This is a genomic window from Bifidobacterium choladohabitans (assembly GCF_016102005.1).
In the GTDB taxonomy this organism is placed as follows: Bacteria; Actinomycetota; Actinomycetes; order Actinomycetales; family Bifidobacteriaceae; genus Bombiscardovia; species Bombiscardovia choladohabitans.
Window position 1 is genome coordinate 1 of the sequence record NZ_JACFPL010000008.1, and the last position, 2,447, is coordinate 2,447.

Sequence of the window (2,447 nt, forward strand, 5' to 3'; positions counted from 1 at the left end):
CTTCAGCAGCACGCCGCAGGCGTGCGACAGCGGCGGCCAGACATCAAGGCGCAGCCGCCGATGACCACAACCCCGGCCGAGCCGAGCATGGAAAAAGGGACCCCGTTGAGGGGTCCCTTGATGATGTTGCCCTGATGGGTCAGGCCATCTGGCTTCGGAGTCCTGGGTAGTGGTGTGCCAGGTATTCGGCGGTGGCTTGGCGGATCAGTGCCGATAGGTTGGTGCCTTCTGTTTTGACGGCGGCTTCGGCCCATTGGTCCAGGGCCGGGGTGGTGCGTACCTGCCAGGTTTTGCTGGTGGGTTGTTTGAGTTCGTCGCGGGGGCGGCCGGCGAAGATGGAGAGCAGGTCGTCGTCGGTCAGGGGGCCGGCGTCGTAGCCCCGGTATACCCGGGTGCCTTCGATGGGTGTGAATTGGCCGGCGTCGGCCATGCGGTCGAGTGCTTCGGCGTGTGCTGCCCTGTCGGCGTGTGCTGCCCTGTCGGCGGGTGTCTGTGTGTTGGTCATGGTCTGGCTCCTTGTTGGTTGTGTCTATTGGTATCTGAGATGTTGCCACCGGCTGGTCAGCGGCATGGCGTGGAAGGCGTGGAGCTGGCCGTCCTGCCATTTGCTGACGATGACTTCGAGCAGGTTGTCGGGTAGGGCCCCGGGGTGTGGCTGGCCGACGAAGACCACCGTCATCTCGTCGCCGTAGCCCTCGATTTGTTCGTGGCCTATGGAGTGGAGGACCGCGTGCCTGATTTCGTCGTCGGCGCAGCCGTGCTTGCGGGCTGATTGCTCTATCTCGATCTCCATGACCATGAGTGTAGTACAAATTGCACATACAAACCAGTCGTGCGTTCCTCGCGTTGCGGTCTGGCTGTCCGAACGCGGGGCGTTCGACGATGCCGATTCCACCCCGTGGGGTGGCGCGAGGCATCGCTGCGCCGCCGCCGGCTGCGGGGTTCATTCACTCTTTGGTGTCCTCCTCCTGGTCGCCGTCGTCTGTTTCATCTTCGTTCCCTTCGTTGTCTTCCTCTTCAGGTCGGGGCACCAGGTCGCCGTCGAGACCGGATTGCTCTTCGTCGCTGATGGCGTAGCCTGCGGTTTGGAGGGCACGGTAGAGGGGTTTGAGCAGGCCGTCTATGTCGTCTTGGCTGCGCCAGGTCTCGTGGTTGATCTGTGTCTCCATGATGGCGTGGCACAGGGCGAAGGCCGTCTGGGTGCGGCGACTCTCGTCAAGGTCGGCCTTTTGCGCCAGCTCGGCTTCCTGGTCCTGGACGATGGCGCGCCATGTGTCCCGCACCTGGTCCCGGCTGACCCACCAGGTGCGTTGGCTCGCTTGGGCGATGACCAGCATGGACAGGGCCTGGGACTGGTTTTTGGCGGGGCGTTTGAGGGACATGAGCCGTTGCGTGTAGGCCAGCCGCAGGTCGTGGCTTGCCGTGTCCAGTTGCTTGGCCGGTGCGATTTCGGCTTCTTGTTCGGCTTGCCACCTGGCCAGGTCATCCTCTCTTTGCCGGCGTTCGTCCTCCTGGTCCTGTTGGGTGTATGGCTCCAGCAGGGTGATTTTGACGCGCCACTGTCCGCCACGGTCGAGCAGTCCGGCGGCCGTGGGTTTGTCGCCTTCCCATTCCTCCAGCCATGTGTCGAGGGCCTGCTTGGGGTCGGGGTCGGTATCCGGGGAGAATCGGGCGATGGTGCGCCAACCTTCCGGGTCAGACCAGGATTGTGATGGTGTCAGCGGCACGATGGGCAGCCCGGCCTGCTTGATGGCTTCCTGGGCCTGTTCGATCCACTTGTCCAGCGACCGTTTGGCCTGGACCTGGTGCAGTGTCATGTTCCAGTTGTTGGTGCCTGCGGCTTTGATGAGCTGGTCTTGCAGGCCTTCGTCGTCGCGGAAGTCGGCTATCGTCTCCAATTCCTCGAAGCTCAGCTGGGATGGCAGCGCGAGTATTTTCTCGTCGTCGATGGACGATATTTTGAGCCGTCGCTGCACGGTGCTGCGGCTGCGGCCAGTGGCTTTGGCCATCTGGTCCACGTCTTCGCCAAGGTCCAGGAGGTGGGCGTATCCGCGTGCCTCGTCCAGGGCGGTGAGCTGGTCACGGTGTATGTTCTCTACCAGCATCACCTCCGCCTGGGTCTGCTCGTCCATGTCGGTGATGATACAGGGCACGGTTGCAAGGCCGGCCTGCTCGGCGGCCGCCAGCCGCCGGTGTCCGATGACCAGGGTGTGCCGCCCCTCCTGGTTCGCCGGTGTGACGACCAGGGCCTGCTGTATGCCTTGGGACGCGATGCTCATGGCCAGCTCCGACACGTCTCCTATCTCGTTTCGGGGGTTGGCGTCGTTGGGCCTGATGGCGTCGATGGGCAGCATGGTCACTGTGGTTGTGGTGTTCATGGGTGTTCCTTTCCTTGGTGCCGGGACTGTTTGTGCCGACGCCTGGAATGGCGGCCCGGGTATAGCGGA

General features: G+C 63.4%; 3 protein-coding genes. All 3 read right to left on the bottom strand.

The features are described from left to right. Positions 1–139: 139 nt before the first annotated feature. Positions 140–505: a hypothetical protein gene (locus H3S97_RS08305; protein ID WP_198180620.1), complete on the bottom strand. Its 366-nt coding sequence runs from the start codon at positions 503–505 to the stop codon at positions 140–142. Positions 506–529: 24 nt separating this feature from the next. Continuing rightward, the gene (locus H3S97_RS08310; RefSeq protein WP_141650026.1) at positions 530–793 is read right to left on the bottom strand and encodes a hypothetical protein; all 264 of its coding nucleotides are present in this window, start codon (positions 791–793) and stop codon (positions 530–532) included. Positions 794–947: 154 nt separating this feature from the next. After that, positions 948–2,378 carry a ParB/RepB/Spo0J family partition protein gene (locus H3S97_RS08315; protein ID WP_198220268.1) on the bottom strand — a complete coding sequence of 477 codons (1,431 nt, stop codon included), beginning with the start codon at positions 2,376–2,378 and terminating at the stop codon, positions 948–950. Positions 2,379–2,447: the final 69 nt, after the last annotated feature.

Coding starts and splice junctions, on each gene's coding strand:
- H3S97_RS08305 (WP_198180620.1), bottom strand. CDS start 505: ATGACCAACACACAGACACCCGCCGACAGGGCAGCACACGCCGACAGG.
- H3S97_RS08310 (WP_141650026.1), bottom strand. CDS start 793: ATGGAGATCGAGATAGAGCAATCAGCCCGCAAGCACGGCTGCGCCGAC.
- H3S97_RS08315 (WP_198220268.1), bottom strand. CDS start 2,378: ATGAACACCACAACCACAGTGACCATGCTGCCCATCGACGCCATCAGG.